Origin of the sequence: Vibrio sp. 10N.247.310.24 (assembly GCF_041467175.1) — a bacterium.
Taxonomy (GTDB): domain Bacteria; phylum Pseudomonadota; class Gammaproteobacteria; order Enterobacterales; family Vibrionaceae; genus Vibrio; species Vibrio tasmaniensis_A.
In genome coordinates this window covers 1-18,009 of the sequence record NZ_JBFSUD010000086.1, presented here as the reverse complement: position 1 = coordinate 18,009, position 18,009 = coordinate 1, and the positions used below count along the sequence as shown (strand labels likewise).

The 18,009-nt window shown below is 42.5% G+C and carries 15 protein-coding genes; 14 read left to right on the top strand and 1 reads right to left on the bottom strand.

Annotated elements, in window-relative coordinates; genetic code table 11:
• Positions 1–36: 36 nt before the first annotated feature.
• Positions 37–2,145: an EAL domain-containing protein gene (locus tag AB6E08_RS19635; RefSeq protein ID WP_372067308.1), complete on the bottom strand. Its 2,109-nt coding sequence runs from the start codon at positions 2,143–2,145 to the stop codon at positions 37–39.
• 277 nt (positions 2,146–2,422) lie between these two features.
• Between AB6E08_RS19635 and AB6E08_RS19630 the strand changes: the two genes are divergently transcribed.
• The 14 genes from AB6E08_RS19630 (at position 2,423) to AB6E08_RS19565 (ending at position 17,861) form a co-directional block, all read left to right on the top strand.
• Positions 2,423–3,526: a hypothetical protein gene (locus tag AB6E08_RS19630; RefSeq protein WP_009845981.1), complete on the top strand. Its 1,104-nt coding sequence runs from the start codon at positions 2,423–2,425 to the stop codon at positions 3,524–3,526.
• Positions 3,527–3,951: 425 nt separating this feature from the next.
• A complete protein-coding gene (gene betI, locus AB6E08_RS19625) occupies positions 3,952–4,557 on the top strand; it encodes a transcriptional regulator BetI (protein WP_017097225.1) in 606 nt (201 codons plus the stop codon).
• Between the two features lie 113 nt (positions 4,558–4,670).
• Entirely contained in the window at positions 4,671–6,131 is a 1,461-nt protein-coding gene (gene betB, locus AB6E08_RS19620; protein WP_372067304.1) for a betaine-aldehyde dehydrogenase, read from the top strand.
• A 72-nt stretch (positions 6,132–6,203) separates the two neighbouring features.
• A complete protein-coding gene (betA, locus tag AB6E08_RS19615; RefSeq protein WP_372067300.1) occupies positions 6,204–7,931 on the top strand; it encodes a choline dehydrogenase in 1,728 nt (575 codons plus the stop codon).
• Positions 7,932–8,078: 147 nt separating this feature from the next.
• Positions 8,079–9,050 carry a choline ABC transporter substrate-binding protein gene (locus AB6E08_RS19610; protein WP_372067297.1) on the top strand — a complete coding sequence of 324 codons (972 nt, stop codon included), beginning with the start codon at positions 8,079–8,081 and terminating at the stop codon, positions 9,048–9,050.
• A gap of 107 nt (positions 9,051–9,157) precedes the next feature.
• Positions 9,158–10,000 carry a choline ABC transporter permease subunit gene (gene choW / locus AB6E08_RS19605; protein WP_009845976.1) on the top strand — a complete coding sequence of 281 codons (843 nt, stop codon included), beginning with the start codon at positions 9,158–9,160 and terminating at the stop codon, positions 9,998–10,000.
• Positions 10,001–10,002: 2 nt separating this feature from the next.
• Positions 10,003–11,217 (top strand): choline ABC transporter ATP-binding protein, encoded by a 1,215-nt coding sequence (gene choV, locus AB6E08_RS19600; protein ID WP_372067293.1) that lies wholly within the window; start codon positions 10,003–10,005, stop codon positions 11,215–11,217.
• 363 nt (positions 11,218–11,580) lie between these two features.
• On the top strand, positions 11,581–12,063 hold the full coding sequence (locus AB6E08_RS19595; protein WP_372067290.1) for a MarR family winged helix-turn-helix transcriptional regulator: 483 nt from the start codon (positions 11,581–11,583) through the stop codon (positions 12,061–12,063).
• Between the two features lie 441 nt (positions 12,064–12,504).
• Positions 12,505–13,161 (top strand): Qnr family pentapeptide repeat protein, encoded by a 657-nt coding sequence (locus AB6E08_RS19590; protein WP_012600074.1) that lies wholly within the window; start codon positions 12,505–12,507, stop codon positions 13,159–13,161.
• 232 nt (positions 13,162–13,393) lie between these two features.
• Positions 13,394–13,654 carry a DUF5062 family protein gene (locus AB6E08_RS19585; protein ID WP_009845972.1) on the top strand — a complete coding sequence of 87 codons (261 nt, stop codon included), beginning with the start codon at positions 13,394–13,396 and terminating at the stop codon, positions 13,652–13,654.
• A gap of 468 nt (positions 13,655–14,122) precedes the next feature.
• Complete coding sequence (ectA, locus tag AB6E08_RS19580; RefSeq protein ID WP_012600076.1) at positions 14,123–14,656, top strand: diaminobutyrate acetyltransferase; 534 nt, start codon at positions 14,123–14,125, stop codon at positions 14,654–14,656.
• Between the two features lie 35 nt (positions 14,657–14,691).
• Positions 14,692–15,957, top strand: coding sequence for a diaminobutyrate--2-oxoglutarate transaminase (ectB, locus tag AB6E08_RS19575; RefSeq protein ID WP_009845970.1), 1,266 nt, complete (start codon positions 14,692–14,694; stop codon positions 15,955–15,957).
• Positions 15,958–15,970: 13 nt separating this feature from the next.
• Entirely contained in the window at positions 15,971–16,357 is a 387-nt protein-coding gene (locus AB6E08_RS19570; RefSeq protein WP_009845969.1) for an ectoine synthase, read from the top strand.
• A 79-nt stretch (positions 16,358–16,436) separates the two neighbouring features.
• Complete coding sequence (locus AB6E08_RS19565) at positions 16,437–17,861, top strand: aspartate kinase (protein WP_102582569.1); 1,425 nt, start codon at positions 16,437–16,439, stop codon at positions 17,859–17,861.
• Positions 17,862–18,009 lie beyond the last annotated feature (148 nt).

Here is an 18,009-nt window from a genome sequence, read left to right as displayed (position 1 = left end):
TTATCGCCCAAACTGGTTAAATTTTAACAGTGACAACTATCCTGCCAGAGGGGGCCCTGCGTGGCCTAAAAATTCAAGTTGCTCTTTTTCTTCAATGCCTTCAGCAAGTACATTGAGTGAGAGTTCGGTTGCTAGCTTACAAATCATGCTCAAGATAGCTTGGTCATCGGTGTTGTTAAGTAAGTCCTTTACAAACTCTCGATCTATTTTCAGTCGATCTATAGGGAGTAGCTTCAAATAGCTAAGAGATGAATAACCAGTACCGAAATCATCTAACGCTATTTCAATGTTTAACTTCTTTAAATCATTCAATACAGCCACGACCTTCGACACATCACCCAACATGGCACTTTCTGTTACTTCTAATTCCAATAAACTCGGAGAAAGGCCTGTCTTTTCTAAGGTTAGTTGTGTCAGATCTAAAATGTTCTGTTCGGAAAACTGAATACTCGAAATATTAACGGCAACCTTTACACCAGCAAGCGCTTTATGATTCTGCCACTGTTGGCAATCAGTGGTAGCTTGTTCGAAAACATGAGCACCCATTGGAATGATTAAATGGGATTGCTCTGCCAGTTCTATAAAAAGGTCAGGCCTTACGAGTTCTCCATTTGGCTTTTTCCAACGCATGAGCGCTTCGGCACCAATGATACGATTGGTCTTTAAGCAAAATTGAGGTTGGTAATAAGGAATAAATTCTCTGTTTTCAATCGCATTGTTTATCTCTTTGATTAACGTTATACGTCGCAACGCAGCATTTGACAGTTCAGGTTTATGCTTAACCGTAATGTCATCGCCTTTTTCCTTGGATACATATAGAGCGATGTTCGCTTGAATGAGCATTTCAGAACTGCTTTGTGCGCCATTTGAACTGCAGGTTGCACCAAGGTTAGCCACTAGTTTTATCTTGTTCTCATCAATGATAATTTCATTTGAAACCACATCAATCAACATAGCAAAAAAAGCATCCGAACCTTGATCGCCATTGTGTTCTTTCGCAGGCACTGCGATACAGAACTTATTTTCATCCAATCGAGCTAGGTTAAAATCAACCATGGTTGTGCATGCGGATAAGCGGTTGGCTAGATGAAGCAAGATTGTGTCCCCGGCTTTATAGCCGAGTGTATTGTTGATATCTCTAAAACGTTTAATATCAATGATTAACACGGTGATGCGTTCATTTTTTTCTCTGTGTTTATTGAGCAACTCATCAAGCGATCGCAAAAACCCAAGACGGTTCGGCAACTTAGTGAGCGAATCATAGTAAGCCAGTGTTTCGATTTCTTTTGTTAATGCTCTACGTTGCTGCTCTTTATCATAAAGGCTAGAAAAAGCACTTTGTAGTTCCGTTATCTCGTAATATTTTGCTGGTGGTAAAGATGCACTTTCTTCTTTACCTTGTGCCAATAAACTAAGAGAGCGAGTGATGTTTTTTAATGGAGTCGATACTCGACGAGCGATGGCAAAGTTAATAAACATCACCGTCATAAAGCTGATTATGCTAATAGACATCAAAGATTGATTGATCATCTTTCCATATTTTAGCCATTCATCTACAACTGTATTTACCTCGAGAATCCCTCGTACATCGTTGAGTTCCCAATCGTGTTTAGGAGAGTCGGGGTGGCTATTGTGGCAGTTTACACAAGTTTGGTCATAGAGGCGGTCTGCCCGAGCGACGCGTACTCGGGTTCTGTCTTGCTCTTGTACAAACTCGACGTAGAACTCATCTGGTTTCTCGTTAATCGCTACCCACGCCCGTTGTTGAAATTCGTCAAAAAGCCTACCTTGACGGTTTTTAAAAGGATAAGGGCTGGTAAACGAGGTGGTGATGGTGAGATCTTTATCAGATTTATCAAGCATTTCGATTAAAAAGGTAGCAGGAACCGGAATACTGTTCTCTAAGGATTGGTGCTGGGCTGTTGCCACGAGTTCTTTACTATCAACAACTTTCTGTACGACATTTGATGAGTAATAGTTACGAATACTATGAAATGTAGTCACATAGTTCTTTGCATTTTCAACCGACACTTTTTGAACGAAATCTTCAAGGATAACGGTCGATATTAAAGAGAATAGTAAAATACAAGCAAGTGCTATTCCTATGATTGGATAAATAATGGTCCAAGATAGTGAACGCTTCATTGTCTACCTTTATTGATATTTTTAATTGCCTGACACTACTGAAGTGGCTTTCCATGTGGCTTGTTGATGATTTGTTAGCATTATATATAATTTTAGAGTGGCTGAATGTAAGCTCGTGTAACTGGTCTTATGAGTTGGTTTGCACTCTGAGGCGAGTGTTTTTAGCAAGGAAGGGGGCGAGGATATAGATGAAATACATTCCATTACATAGTTACGACAGACAATTTAATTGTTAACCAATAGAATTTCTCCAATCAAAATTTTGGGGAATAATGGTATGAAGTACTATCGAAATACGTTGCTAGCGTTACCTTTGGCTCTCTTGGCTGGCTGTAATTCAAGTTCAAACACGGGACAATCAACCACCATTTCGCAAAAGGAACCGAAGGCTGACTACGTATTTTCTTCAGCTAAACTTGGTGAGTTGTATCAAGAGAGGCAAGAGCTCCAAGAAGAGGCTATGAAGCTCTCTTACGATGGTATTTTGTATGAAAAAATTCAGTTTGCTGAAGACATTAGTGATAAGCAAAAAGTGATTAGGCTTTTGGATGGCTTAGGTCAAAGTGTTGATCTGTACTTTCCTGAAGCTGGGTTTGATAGTTGTGGTATTTATACAGAGAGCAAGGGCTTGGATCTATTTGATTGTGATGCAGCACAACGCTTTACTTCTAGTGATACTACGTCAATAAAAGCAATGACGAAGGATAAAAAAGTCTCCGTTAATCTTGAATACCAAAACGAGTTGTCGCAATACGTGACGAGCCTAGGTTCGACGATTCTGAGTAAATCCAAAAATGGTAATAAAGTCACCATTACCACATCGTTTGCCTTCAACGCTTTTTACCGCGATGTGCTCAACGAGACTGGCGCTGTTGAACGGATTACTTCCACTCTAGGCGCATCAACCTATTCTCAGCTTTTTGATATCGTGAAGTTATACCGAGGCAGTGAGATGACGTTGAAGTTCACCAACCATATTGGCGGTAGTGCTGATGACGAAATCAACATGTACACCGGGCGTATGATCAATAACAACAAGATGACGACGGTTGTGACTCCAACGGGTTCGGTTTTTTCGGGTGGTACGGATCTATTTGCTGCTGGCAACCCACGCATATTGCAACGCGCTGATACTACCAAGGTCATTGAACTGAATAAACAGGTGGGTGTGCATAGTTGGGCTGAAGGGAATAAAACGGCCAAAGAATTCCCATACACCAATGAGAGTCATCGTCAGCAAGCGACCTATTTTAAAAAGGTGATGGGAGAAAAAGGGATAGACTTCTATATCTTCACTTTAGATTCTGCCCCGGCTTCCGGTGAACACTGGATGACCAAAGCAGACTCTGATAAGTACGGTTTTATTACTCGTATTGAGTAGTCAAAGAAAGTAACAATAACGACTCCGCAAAGGTTGGTGATGGCTCTGTCATTATCGGCCTTTTTTTGTTCATGTCTTGATTCGTTACTTTGTTGAGTGCAGATTTCCTAGTCTTAAATTTCAGTATTAAGACTCATTGATACTACCTTTCAACTTCCCCCAAAAAAGTGTCTACACGTATTCCTACTGATTTATTATTTGCTCTTCCTAAGCAAAACTTTTGACCCGTAACCATCACACCTCAAATCTTTAATGGTTTTATTTAGTGGTCTAAATGATGTTTAACGTATTGTTTTAAAATGGCTTGTTTTATTTTGAATGACGTGTTATTACAAGTTTGTTTTAAATAATCATTTGAACCCTAACTAAATTTCTGTCATTTTATATTTAACTGAACGTTCAATATAAAATAAAAGGACTAAGAAATGCCGAAGGTTGGGATGCCTGATATACGTAAACCACAGCTTGTTCAAGCCACCATGACGGTGATTGATCGAGTGGGTTTGCATGCCGCGAGTATTGCGTTGATCAGCAAAGAAGCGGGAGTCTCCACTGGCATTATTAATCACTATTTTGGTGGAAAGCATGGGCTGCTCGAAGAGACCATGCGAGAAATACTGCGCCAACTTTCGAATACCGTAACAACAGAATTAAAAGCGCTCCCTGCTGATGCTCACCAGCAAAGGATCAACGCTATCATCAACGGTAATTTCGAAGGCTATCAAGCGGAAAATAAAGTGTCGAAAACATGGCTCGCATTCTGGTCTTATTCGATGCATGACGCTCAACTCAAGCGCCTTCAGCGCGTGAATGAAAAGCGTTTGATTTCTCACTTACTTATTGAATTAAAATCGATTTTTCAACCTGATCAAGCGGAATTGATCGCACACGGCATCGCATCATTAATTGATGGCATCTGGCTGAGAGGGACGCTCAATCCTGAAGGCATTAACGCCGACAAAGCTCGTGCAATCATCAATGACTACTTAGACAAGCAGCTTACGTTTTACTCGTGTCAGCGCGATCAATGAGTCATCAAAAATTCTAGTGAGTGAGCTCAAAAAGCTCGCTCTCAACAACGATATGCATTCACAAATACATAGACCGATAGAGTCTAACAACAATAATTAAGTCAGAAGATCAAATGGAAATGAACTCGTTATACATCGATGGTAAAGCGGTTGACGCTACCTCAGGCGAAACTTTCGTCAGCATTAACCCTGCAAACGGCGAACCTATCGCAACGCTTGGCCAAGCTTCTTCAGCTGACGTTGAAAATGCGATTGAATCGGCGAAGCGCGGATTTGCGGTATGGTCAGCAATGACAGCCGTAGAACGCAGCCGCATTCTTTTAAAGGCGGTGGAGATACTTAGAGCTCGAAATAATGACCTTGCGAACCTTGAGGTTGTCGATACGGGCAAGCCGTTACAAGAAGCGATCGAAGTCGATGTGGCTTCGGGTGCTGACGTTATTGAGTATTTCGCAGGGCTAGCGCCTACGCTGCAAGGCGATCAACAACCTCTTAGTGAATCTCAATTTTTCTACACACGCCGTGAACCGCTAGGCATCTGTGCTGGCATTGGCGCGTGGAACTACCCTATCCAAATCGCAATGTGGAAATCGGCTCCAGCACTCGCTGCGGGTAACGCAATGATTTTCAAGCCTTCAGAAGAAACGCCGCTAACGGCACTTAAACTTGCTGAAATTTTCACAGAAGCTGGCCTACCTGATGGGGTGTTTAATGTAGTTCAGGGCGATTACCGTGTCGGCCAAATGCTAACGGCGCACCCAGACATCGCTAAAGTGTCGTTCACAGGCGAAACGGGTACGGGCAAAGCGGTAATGTCAGACAGTGCTAAAACACTCAAGTCTGTAACGATGGAGCTCGGCGGTAAATCACCAATGATCATCTTTGATGATGCAAAATTGGACGATGCGGTGTCGGCTTCTATGGTCGCTAATTTCTACACCCAAGGTGAAGTGTGTACTAACGGTACTCGTGTTTATGTACACGAAAATATCTACGACGCATTTATCGACCAACTTAAAACACGCACTGAGAAGCTGATCATTGGTAACCCGATGGATATGGAGACTCAGATCGGCGCGTTGATTTCTAAAGAACACCTTTCAAAAGTCCTTGAAGCAATTGAACTGGCTAAACAGTCTGGCGCTACATTGCTGACTGGCGGTTATCAAGTGACGGATAACGGCTTAGCAAACGGCAACTTTGTTATTCCTACGGTATTCACCGATTGCCATGATGACATGCCTCACGTTCAGCAAGAGATCTTCGGCCCTGTAATGTCAGTGTTGAAGTTTACGGACGAAGACGATGTGATTCGTCGTGCTAACGATACTAAGTACGGCCTTGCTGCTGGCGTATTCACGCAAAACCTTTCTCGCGCTCACCGTGTTATTCATCAAATGCAGGCGGGTATTTGTTGGGTTAATACATGGGGTGACTCACCTGCAGAAATGCCTGTTGGTGGCTACAAACTTTCAGGGGTTGGCCGTGAAAACGGGCCAGAGACTCTACTCCACTATACGCAGACTAAGAGCATTCTTATTGAACTTGGCGAGTACGCCAGCCCTTATGCCTAACGCGTAACACTCAATTTTATGGGTTAGCTTAACAGAGCGAGCCCTACTGACTCATCTCAGGGAAACCAAAACATGGAACAACGCTACGATTATATTATCGTCGGCGCGGGTTCGGCCGGCTGTGTGTTAGCGGATAGGCTAACGGAAAGCGGTGAACATAGCGTTTTATTATTGGAAGCGGGTGGTACGGATAAGAGTATTTTTATCCAAATGCCGACTGCGCTTTCTTACCCGATGAATACTGAAAAGTACGCTTGGCAATTTGAGACCCAACAAGAACCGGGCCTTGATGGACGTGAACTGCATTGTCCACGTGGCAAGGTGTTAGGTGGCAGCTCATCGATCAACGGCATGGTTTACGTTCGTGGCCACGCTTGTGACTTTGACCAATGGGAAGAAGAGGGCGCAGCCGGTTGGAATTACCAAGCTTGCTTGCCTTATTTCCGCCGTGCTGAATCATGGAATAAAGGTGGTGACGAATATCGTGGCGACAATGGCCCTGTCGGCACTTGTAACGGTAACGATATGGAGCTCAACCCGCTTTACCAAGCATTCATTGATGCAGGTAAAGACGCAGGTTACCCAGAAACACAAGATTACAACGGCTACCAGCAAGAAGGCTTCGGCACCATGCATATGACGGTAGACAAGGGTGTTAGAGCCTCAACCTCTAACGCTTATCTACGTCGTGCATTGAAGCGTTCAAACCTTACCTTGAAAAAAGGCATCGTGGCACGTCGTTTCTTACTTGAAGCATTCGTCGCAAAAGACCAGTCATCAGAAGGTCAATCAGGCCTGAAAGCGGTTGGTGTTGAGTTTGAAAAGTCAGGCAATACCCAAGTGGCCGTGGCGAACAAGGAAGTGATCTCTTCTGCGGGTTCTATTGGCTCGGTTCAACTGCTGCAACTTTCTGGTATCGGCCCGAAAGCGGTACTTGAGAAGGCGGGTGTTGAGCTTAAACACGAACTCAGTGGCGTCGGTGAAAACCTACAAGACCACTTGGAAGTGTACTTCCAATATCACTGTAACGAACCTATCACGCTCAACAGCAAGTTGGGCTTAGTCAGCAAAGGCATGATTGGCGCGGAATGGATTCTGACTCGCAAAGGTTTGGGTGCTACTAACCACTTTGAATCGTGTGCGTTTATTCGCTCTCGTAAAGGATTGAAGTGGCCAAACATTCAATACCACTTCCTGCCAGCAGCGATGCGTTACGACGGGCAAGCGGCCTTTGATGGTCACGGTTTCCAAGTTCATGTTGGGCCTAATAAGCCAGAAAGTCGTGGTACGGTAGCGATCACTTCTGCTGACCCACATGCCAAGCCAGAGATCATTTTCAACTACATCTCGACCGAACAAGATCGCCAAGATTGGCGCGATTGTATTCGTCTGACGCGTGAGATTTTGTCGCAACCTGCGATGGATGTTTACCGTGGTGAAGAGATTCAGCCGGGTCTAAGCATTACCTCCGATGAAGCAATTGACGAATGGGTTAAGCAGAACGTTGAAAGTGCATATCACCCTTCTTGTGGCTGCAAAATGGGTTCAGATAACGACCCAATGGCGGTACTTGATGAAGAGTGTCGTGTTCGTGGTATTGATAATCTGCGCGTGGTCGACTCGTCTGTTTTCCCTGTTATTCCAAACGGTAACTTGAACGCACCGACCATTATGGTTGCTGAGCGTGCCTCGGACCTGATTTTGGGCAAGCCCGTTCTAAAAGAGCAAAACGTTCCTGTATGGATAGCACCGGAGTGGGAAGAAACACAAAGAATCAATAAGCCAGTACGAGAAGCGTAAGCGTCTGTTATTGGTTAAAAATAGCAAAGAATAAAAACAACAAGTAACAAGCAAAAAATAACATAACTAATTAGTCAAAAGTCAGAAGAATTGCTCTCTATCGGTGTTGATATCGAGCAGCAAAAGGAAAGATAAAAAGGAACCATTATGACGACTCTAAATATTCAGAACGTGACGACAAAAACGTTAACAGCACTAGCCATCAGCTCATTTGCATTTGGTGCTAACGCTTCTGTTGAACCACAACAATGTGAAAACGTACGCTTCGCTGATGTTGGTTGGACAGACATTACCGCGACAACGGCTGTTACTTCTGAGCTACTGAAAGGCCTAGGCTACAAAACCAAAACTGACCTACTTTCAGTACCGGTTACTTACTCTTCAATGGCGAACGGCGATATTGACGTATTCCTAGGTAACTGGATGCCAACAATGGAAGGCGACATCGCTAAGTACCGCGAAGCAGGAACGGTTGACACTGTGCGTGCCAACCTTGAAGGTGCAAAATACACGCTTGCTGTTCCTAAATACGTCTATGACGCAGGCGTAAAAACCTTCGCTGACCTTGCAAAAAATGCCGACAAATTTAAAGACCGCATCTACGGTATTGAGCCGGGCAACGATGGCAACCGTCTAATCCAGTCAATGATCGACTCAGACGCTTTTGGCTTGAAAGATTTCAGCTTAGTTGAATCAAGTGAAGCGGGCATGGTATCGCAAGTATCTCGCGCTGCTCGTCGTAGCCAGTGGATTGTTTACCTTGGTTGGGCTCCGCACCCAATGAACAGCAATGTTGAGATGGAATACCTATCAGGTGGTGACGACTTCTTCGGCCCGAACTACGGCGGCGCAAATGTTTACACCAATGTTCGTTCAAACTACGTGTCTGAGTGTGCAAACGTCGGTCAACTTTTGCAAAACCTAGAGTTTACTCTAGAGATGGAAAACCAGTTGATGGAAGAGATTCTTAACCAAAAAGTGAAGCCAGAGAAAGCGGCTCAACAATGGTTGAACAATAACCCTCAACAAGTTGAAGCTTGGTTAGACAACGTAAAAACGCATAAAGGTGAATCAGCGACTCAAGCGGTTACTGAATACCTAAAACAAGTTAAAGCTTAGTTTACCTACCTATCGATCTATTTATCAAAGCTCTATAAATAAAAAAGGTGGGCTGACCAATTGTTCGATTGGTTTGAAGTAGCCCACCCATAATAAAAGGCAATATTGTGAATTTTATTACGGAAAACAAAATCCCTGTTGGTCAATGGATGGAAGCGGGTGTTGATTGGCTAACAATCAATGCAGCAGGATTCTTTGACGCTATTTCGATTTTTCTAGAAACCGTCATTATGTTTTTAGTCGATGTATTTAAGTGGATGCCACCGGCTTTACCAATCGTGATGACCGCGGCGATTGCATGGTATTTACACCGTAAACCCTCGCTTGTGATTTTCGTGGTTGCAGCTTTGCTGACTATTTTAAACCTTGGCTACTGGCAAGAAATGCTGGAAACCTTTGTCCTCGTGTTTGCAGCGACAACGATTTCCGTATTAATTGGCGTTCCAGTTGGCATTATGGCCGCGCATCGCCCTTGGTTGTATACGGTGCTTAGACCCATTCTTGATTTAATGCAGACGGTTCCAACGTTTGTGTATCTGATTCCGACTTTGGTTTTATTCGGCTTGGGCATCGTTCCTGGCTTAATCTCGACCATTATATTCGCCATTGCCGCGCCAATTCGTTTGACCTATTTAGGCGTCACCAAAGTGCCTGAAGAGTTGATTGAAGCGGGTAAAGCGTTTGGTGCGAGCCGCATGAAATTGCTGATGAAGGTCGAATTACCGGCGGCTTTACCAAGCATTATGGCGGGTGTCACCCAATGTATTATGTTGTCGCTTTCGATGGTGGTTATCGCTGCTCTTGTCGGTGCTGACGGACTTGGTAAACCTGTTGTTCGCGCGTTGAACACAGTGAACATCTCACAAGGTTTTGAAGCCGGGCTGGCGATTGTATTAGTCGCTATCATTCTTGATCGCTTGTGCAAAACACCAAACCAGAAGGAAGCTTAATCATGTCTAACTCTCAGGAAAAAAAGACAATGGACGCGATTACCATTAAGAACCTCGATGTTGTGTTTGGTGATAAGCCGAAGCAAGCGCTTGAGCTGCTTGATCAAGGTAAAACTCGCCAAGAGATCATTGATGAGACTGGCCAAGTGGTTGGTGTAGACAATGTGTCGCTGACCGTTGAAGAAGGCGAGATTTGTGTGCTGATGGGTTTGTCTGGTTCTGGTAAATCTTCTTTGCTTCGTGCAGTAAACGGTTTGAATGAGATCAGCCGTGGTTCATTGGCAATCAAAGATGGCGATAAGCTGGTTGATTTAGGTGAACAGTGTGACGAAGCGACCTTACGTCACCTTCGCACTCACCGCGTTTCAATGGTGTTCCAAAAATTTGCCCTAATGCCTTGGTTAAACGTGTTAGATAACGTCGCGTTTGGCCTTGAAATGCAAGGTGTCGCAAAAGATGTTCGTCGTGCTAAAGCGCGTGAACAGCTTGAAATGGTGGGTTTGGCAGAGTGGGAAACCAAGTATCCGCATGAACTATCGGGCGGTATGCAGCAACGTGTTGGTTTGGCACGTGCATTTGCGATGGATACTGACATTCTTCTTATGGATGAACCGTTTTCAGCGCTGGATCCGCTGATTCGTGCGCAGTTGCAAGATGAGCTAATTCTATTGCAAAACAAGCTTAACAAAACGATTCTGTTCGTGAGTCATGATTTAGACGAAGCGCTGAAGATTGGTAATAACATTGCGATCATGGAGTCAGGTAAATTGATTCAACATGGTAAGCCTGAAGAGATCGTACTCACGCCAAAAACGGAATATGTGAAAGATTTTGTCGCACACACTAACCCGTTGAACGTATTGAAAGGTCGTTCGTTGATGCAGCCACTGGATTCTTTGAAACAAGAAGATGAAAGTTGGAAGATCTGTGACTCTAAAGACTTATGGATTGAGCAGAGTGAAGGTACTTTGTCTGTAAAAGGTGAATCGACTTTAGCGCTTGTTAAGTGGAACGAATCCGATGATTTAACGGCAATCAGCGCGTCGAGTGTGGTAGTGGCAAGTCCAGAGATTGGCATGCGCGATGCGATTAAACTGAAACAGCTAAGTAATCATCCGATTTTGCTGGTGGAAGACAATAAACTGGTCGGTATTTTGGATAACAGTGAATTTTATAATGCGCTTACTGGGAACTTTCAGATGAATACCGCTGCGTAAAATTTCGTTTTTCAGCTTAGCTATTGAGGCTGGTTTTTTATTGGGTGGAGAGGGTTAAATCTCTCTACCTCTATGATTATTAAAATATATTATTCTTTGAGTTTGTATTCTCTGACTCATTATTTTTGCCTTCATTGAAGCTTTGATTCCCCCTTCATTAAGCAAAAGTGCCGTACCACGCAAGTTTAGTGGTATAGAAAAGATTGAGAATAGTATTAACATCAGTACAATGCGGAAAAATCAATGAAGTAAATTATCAATTTACAGTGTAATTCGAGCGATCCTAAGCTGTTCAGTTTGGAAAATCTCATCGCCACGACACTGTAAAGTCACTCACAGTATATTAGTACAAAGGTCTGCATCTTGGATAAACATGACGAAATCTTGGTCGCTATTCGCCAAATTATTCGCGCTATCGATTTACACTCGAAAAAGCTGAGTAAAGAGTATGGTTTGACGGGCCCTCAATTGATTTTAATGCGCGCAATCCAAGAGATGGGTAATGTGACGATCAAAGAATTGTCTAATCAAACTAATGTGAGTCAAGCGACGACAACGACGATCATCGATCGTCTAGAACTTAATGGTTATGTGCAGCGTATCCGTAGTGTTGCTGATCGACGTAAAGTTCATGCTAATTTGACGGAAAAAGGCCAAGAGCTACTTAACAATGCGCCACCACCGCTACAAGATAACTTCGTTAAAAAATTCCAAAACCTAGAAGCGTGGGAGCAAAGCCTACTGCTTTCTTCGATGCAACGTGTGTCTGCAATGATGAACGCCGAAGACATCGACGCAGCTCCAGTTCTACAGCTTGAAGGCATTGCAAACGTCGTCAAGAGCTAACGTAGTTTTAAATTGTCTAGCTAAGAAAAAGTTTAAAGAGTTATAAAATGGTCGCATCAAGCGGCCATTTTTTGATCTTGGCCTCCCAATTTTTCTGACTTTACTAATAAAAATCATCTTTTAGTTGTAGCCTATCGATATAAGCTAAGGTTTTCGAAAGACTAAGTATCAAGCGAAGGTATCTATATAGGCTATTGTATCAAGTTTGTGCTGACATATGATGATCTTCTCGTTGTGTCTAATCTCCCCACTTCTAAACGACAAAACTTTTTTCAAGATAAGCGCATGCCATAAAACGAAAACAACAACCTTAAATGGCTCGTTTGGTGCCTTAAAATGGCCAAATTAGGGTGTTTTAAGTTGCTGTTTTTGTTGGTTTTTAATTTGATGTTTTCTTAAGATCACAATGGTAGTCTTAGCTTGATTTCTTTAGGGGGCTAAATGGACACCAATAACAGTACTTATCATCAGCACAGTTTTGCTCAGCAAGATCTATCAGAGCTTACATTTACGGCCTGTACGTTTATCCGTTGTGATTTCAGACGTTCGAACTTACGTGATGCAACGTTTATTAACTGTAAGTTTATTGAACAAGGCGATATTGAGGGATGCCACTTTGATATTGCCGATTTACGAGACGCAAGTTTCCAGAATTGCCAGTTGGCGATGGCGAACTTTAGTAATGCGAATTGCTATGGGATTGAGCTGCGTGAATGCGATTTGAAAGGAGCGAATTTTACTCGTGCTAACTTTGCCAATCAAGTAAGCAATAGGATGTACTTTTGCTCTGCGTATATTACGGGCTGTAACCTGTCATACGCCAACTTGGAGCAGGCCTGCTTGGAAAAGTGTGAGTTGTTTGAAAACCGCTGGATAGGGACTTACCTTGGCGGTGCGTCACTGAAAGAGTCTGATCTCAGCCGAGGCGTGTTCTCCGAAGATGTATGGGGGCAATTCAGTATGCAAGGGGCTAACTTGTGTCATGCGGAATTAGAAGGGTTAGACCCTCGCAAAGTGGATACGACAGGGATTAAGATTGTCGCTTGGCAACAAGAGCAGTTGCTTGAAACCATGGGTATTGTTGTGATGCCTGATTGATTTTCCAATTTTGCATATCACGCTGTAAAACTCGGTTGTCGTATCACTCTGTCGTAATTAACCACAGCAGTTAGAAGAAAAGCCCAAAGCTAACAACTTTGGGCTTTTCCGTATTTGGAGTCCGTAACCTGCAATTTATCAAAGCGACTCCTCAAACTGAGAGCGAAGTAATCTTGTGAGTCTTTCGGTTTGATATACTCAGTGTTCATTCGATTAAGATGATGGAGATGATATGTCGAAAACCGCGAAGATCATTAATGAAGATAAATTGCTCAAGAAAGCTCTGGAAGTCGGTTCTAAAATGGCAAAGTTACAAGGCTTTGATTTGCCACACTCATCTCAACCTATAAAAGTTAAGGCTGTGTACTTGTTTCTTGTTGGAGTTAATCAGATCACGCCTTTACCTGAAAGTAAGCTTGATGGCGCGAATATTAAGAAGCGTTTAGCACTATGGATCCACAAGGCTCTGCCTGATAATGATCCCCTGAAGTAATTCGCGATTAACTCAGTGATTCGAATTTGTTTCTTTTGATTGATTGCCAATTTATGTTTACTTGAAAAACCTAGCTATCTCACGCTAGGTTTTTTTGTTTTAGGTATCTGCGTTTCAATATTAGAGCCTAAGCCATCTCTTTTTAGAGCGTCACTGTTTACCTTATTCAGTATTGGAGTCGTCGATATTTTTGCTGATTCCTATCCTTCCTACTCAGGCACTTGAACGCTGTATTTTATGAATTGCACTAACGATTTCCTTTCGTCTATTCCCTTCAAGACTCTCAAATTTATACCGACCCAATAAATACATTAGAACTCAAAGTATTATTTAATACATATAATACTTACGCAAGTGTGATCTGTGTTGCTAAAATTTGATTTTTAGCGCTAGTGTGTTGATCTTTGTGTATGGGAAATGCTCATAATTAAAAGGAATTTAATTAGAGTTCAAAGGAAATGTCTCGGTATGATTACGTCAGCGCCTTGGATATTGTATCCAGAGGTTGTAGAAAAGATGATTGAAAAATGGAATTTTCGTGAGCCAGAAGTTTCGGATGGCAACAACATTTATCAATTAATTTCAGAGTGCCCCCCATTAGATACTAACTCTTCATATTGCAATTTCTTGCAGTCTACTCACTTTAGTAAAACTTGTATTTTAGTGGAGCATGAAGGTGACCTTGCTGGCTTTATTTCTAGTTACCAAAAACCCAGTGAGCCCAATGTTCTCTTTATTTGGCAAGTGGCGGTGGCGCCTAAGTTTAGAGGCAATGCTTTAGCCTACAAGATGCTGAACACCTTACTTAAACGAGAGGGCCTAAAGAGCATTGAAGCGATAGAAACGACTATCACTAAATCAAACCAAGCGTCTTGGGCATTGTTCAAAAAGCTGGACGAAAAAAACGGTAACACCGGGAAAGTGACTACTTTCTTAGATGAAAATCTTCACTTTAACGGGCAGCACGATACCGAATACCTCTATCGAATCCTCCTTAAATAATCAAACACTTATAGGAATTAAATAACGGCATTATCATGGATATTTTTAAAAAGCAGGAATCTAACGTACGTTCATACTCGAATAGTTTTCCAGTTACTTTTAGTAAATCAAAAGGTTGCTGGCTTGAAACAAAACAAGGTGATCGTTACATCGATTTTCTTGCTGGAGCAGGATCTCTCAATTACGGTCACAACAATCCAATACTTAAGCAAGCCTTGCTTGATTACATTGAAATGGACGGGATTACGCACGGCTTAGATATGCATTCAGAAGCCAAAGCTGAATTCTTAGAAGCACTTACTCGCTTAATTCTAGAACCAAGAGATCTCAATTATAAAGTTCAATTTACTGGCCCAACAGGAACCAATGCCGTTGAAGCCGCGATTAAATTGGCTAAAAAAGTGAAAGGCCGAAGTAGCATTGTAGCGTTTACCAATGGTTTTCATGGTTGTACTGCAGGTGCACTGGCTGCTACGGGTAACCAACATCATAGACAAGGCGCGGGCTCAAACCTTAACAACGTTACGCGTTTGCCATTTGAGGGTTACGCTGGCATTGATGGATTAAAATTGTTCGAAACGATGTTAGCTGATAATTCTGCCGGTATGGATAAGCCAGCAGCCGTCTTATTGGAAACGGTTCAAGGTGAAGGTGGATTGAATGTCGCTTCAAATGAGTGGTTACAGCGTTTGAGTAAAATTTGTAAAGCTCACGATATCTTAGTCATTGTCGATGATATCCAAGCGGGTTGTGGTCGAACGGGTACGTTCTTTAGCTTTGAACCTTCAGGTATCAAGCCAGATATAGTCACTCTGTCTAAGTCGATAAGTGGTTATGGCTTACCGATGGCCGTCGTTTTATTAAAGCCTGAATTAGACAAATGGCAGCCGGGAGAACACAACGGCACCTTCCGTGGTAATAACCATGCGTTCGTTACCGCTACGAAAGCGTTAGAAATGTATTGGTCAAATGATGATTTTGAAAATCATATTCAACGTAGCTCAAGCATGGTTGATGATGTCATTCAACGCAATATCAAGCGTTTCCCAGAGCTGTTCGTTCAACGCAAGGGACGTGGAATGATGATTGGCATTGAATGTAAAGATGGAAACACGGCTGACGAAATTGCCAAAACGTGTTTTGAAAACGGTATGGTCATTGAAACAGCTGGCCCTAACGATGAAATAGTGAAGTTCTTTTGCCCACTGACGATATCTGAATCGGAACTGATGCAAGGTTTAACCATCTTCGAAGATTCAGTAGAAATTGTAGCAACTAAGTATTTCAAGAAAGTATCGTAATAGGGACAGTAAAATGATTGTTAGAACACTTGATGAATGTCGCAATAGCGAAAGACGTATTGTTTCGGATAATTGGGAAAGTACTCGCATGTTGTTGAAAGATGACAACATGGGTTTTTCATTTCATATCACGACAATTTATGAAGCGACGGAAACACATATTCATTACCAAAACCATTTAGAATCAGTATATTGCATGAGTGGTGAAGGCGAAATTGAAGTGGTTGGTGGTGAGACTTATCCCATCAAACCTGGGACACTTTATATCCTTGATAAGCACGATGAACACTATTTACGTGCGTATAAAAACAAAGAAATGGTTATGGCGTGTGTATTCAATCCGCCAATTACTGGCGCTGAAGTTCACGATGAAAACGGCGTTTATCCTCTGGTTGATTAACCGACTTTTTCTGGGGTGAAATCTCACCCCAATTTCCATTTATCTAGTCTTTATTGCTTCTCTATAACTAAGGTCTTTTATGACATTTACCGTAGAAAAAATCGGCGGTACATCCATGACAGCATTTGATGCTGTGCTCGACAATATTATTCTCCGCCCGAAAAATCCGTACAATCGAATTTTTGTTGTGTCAGCTTATAGCGGGATGACAGATGCACTTTTGGAGTGCAAAAAAACAGGCAAGCCAGGTGTTTATCAATTGATCGCAATGCGTGATGATTCTTGGGAAGAAGCGTTATCTTACATTGAAAGCCGTATGTTGTTGATCAACGAGCATATTTTTGCAGATCCTATGAATCGTGCGCGTGCTGATAAGTTCATCCGGTCGCGTATTTCAGAAGCGAAGAACTGTATTACAAATATCCTTGAAACGTGTCAATACGGTCAGTTTTCATTGAGGCATTACTTGCCTCAGATCCGCGAGTTTCTCTCTTCAATTGGCGAGTCACATAGTGCGTACAATACGGCTCTTAAATTGAAAAATATTGGTATTAATTCAACCTTTGTTGACCTTTCTGGTTGGGATAACAAGACTCCTCAGAGTTTGGACGATACCATCAGAGACGCTTTTTCAGACATAAATGTGGCTGAAGAGCTACCTATAGTGACGGGTTATGCCTATTGCAAAGAAGGTTTGATGCATACTTATGACCGTGGTTACAGTGAGATGACGTTTAGCCGTGTCGCGACTATGACTAAGGCATCACTGGCTATTATTCATAAGGAGTATCACTTTAGTTCGGCCGATCCAAAAGTGGTTGGGGTTAGCTCAGTTAAACCAATTGGAGCGACTAATTATGATGTTGCCGATCAGTTAGCAAACCTTGGTATGGAAGCTATTCATTCTAATGCCGCAGCAGGGTTGCGCGAGAGTGGAATCGAACTACAAATAAAGAACACTTTTGAGCCAGAGCATGAAGGTACACTGATTTCTTCAGATTACCGCCCAGACACCAATCAGATAGAGATTATTGCCGGAAAACAGAAAGTATATGCGTTGCATGTATTTGATCAGGGGATGGTCGGTAAGGCTGATAACGTCAGTTATGAACTAATGGAAATTATCGCGGATGCAAGAGTTAATCTTATCGGAAAAGAGATGAATGCTAACTCTATTACGTATTATCTAGGCGGCAGTTCAGAAAGTTTAAATAAGGTGTTTTATAAGGCAGAGAAGCGATATCCGAAAGCATCTATTTCGGGACGTATGGTCGCTATCATTTCGGCGATCGGCTCTCAAATTGACACCAATAAAACGCTAGCGAATGGTGTATTGGCTTTGATGAGCAATAGTGTTACGCCCATTGCGTTACATTCTTCGATGAGAAACGTGAATGTACAATTTGTAGTGAGCGACGATAAGTATCAAGAGGCCATTTGTGCATTACATGAAGAGTTTTTTGAACAAAAGCAAAAGGTCACATCATCAGTGAATGCTGCTTAAATCTAGAGCGGTGAGCTTATCCCATCGACTAACTGAACGTTTGATCTGTAGGGTGAGGCTGCAACAAATTTTGTGTAAAGGCCATTTTTTATGATTAATGCCGATCGTTTAAGAAGACTTGAACGATCTTGCAGTTAGCAGATAATCC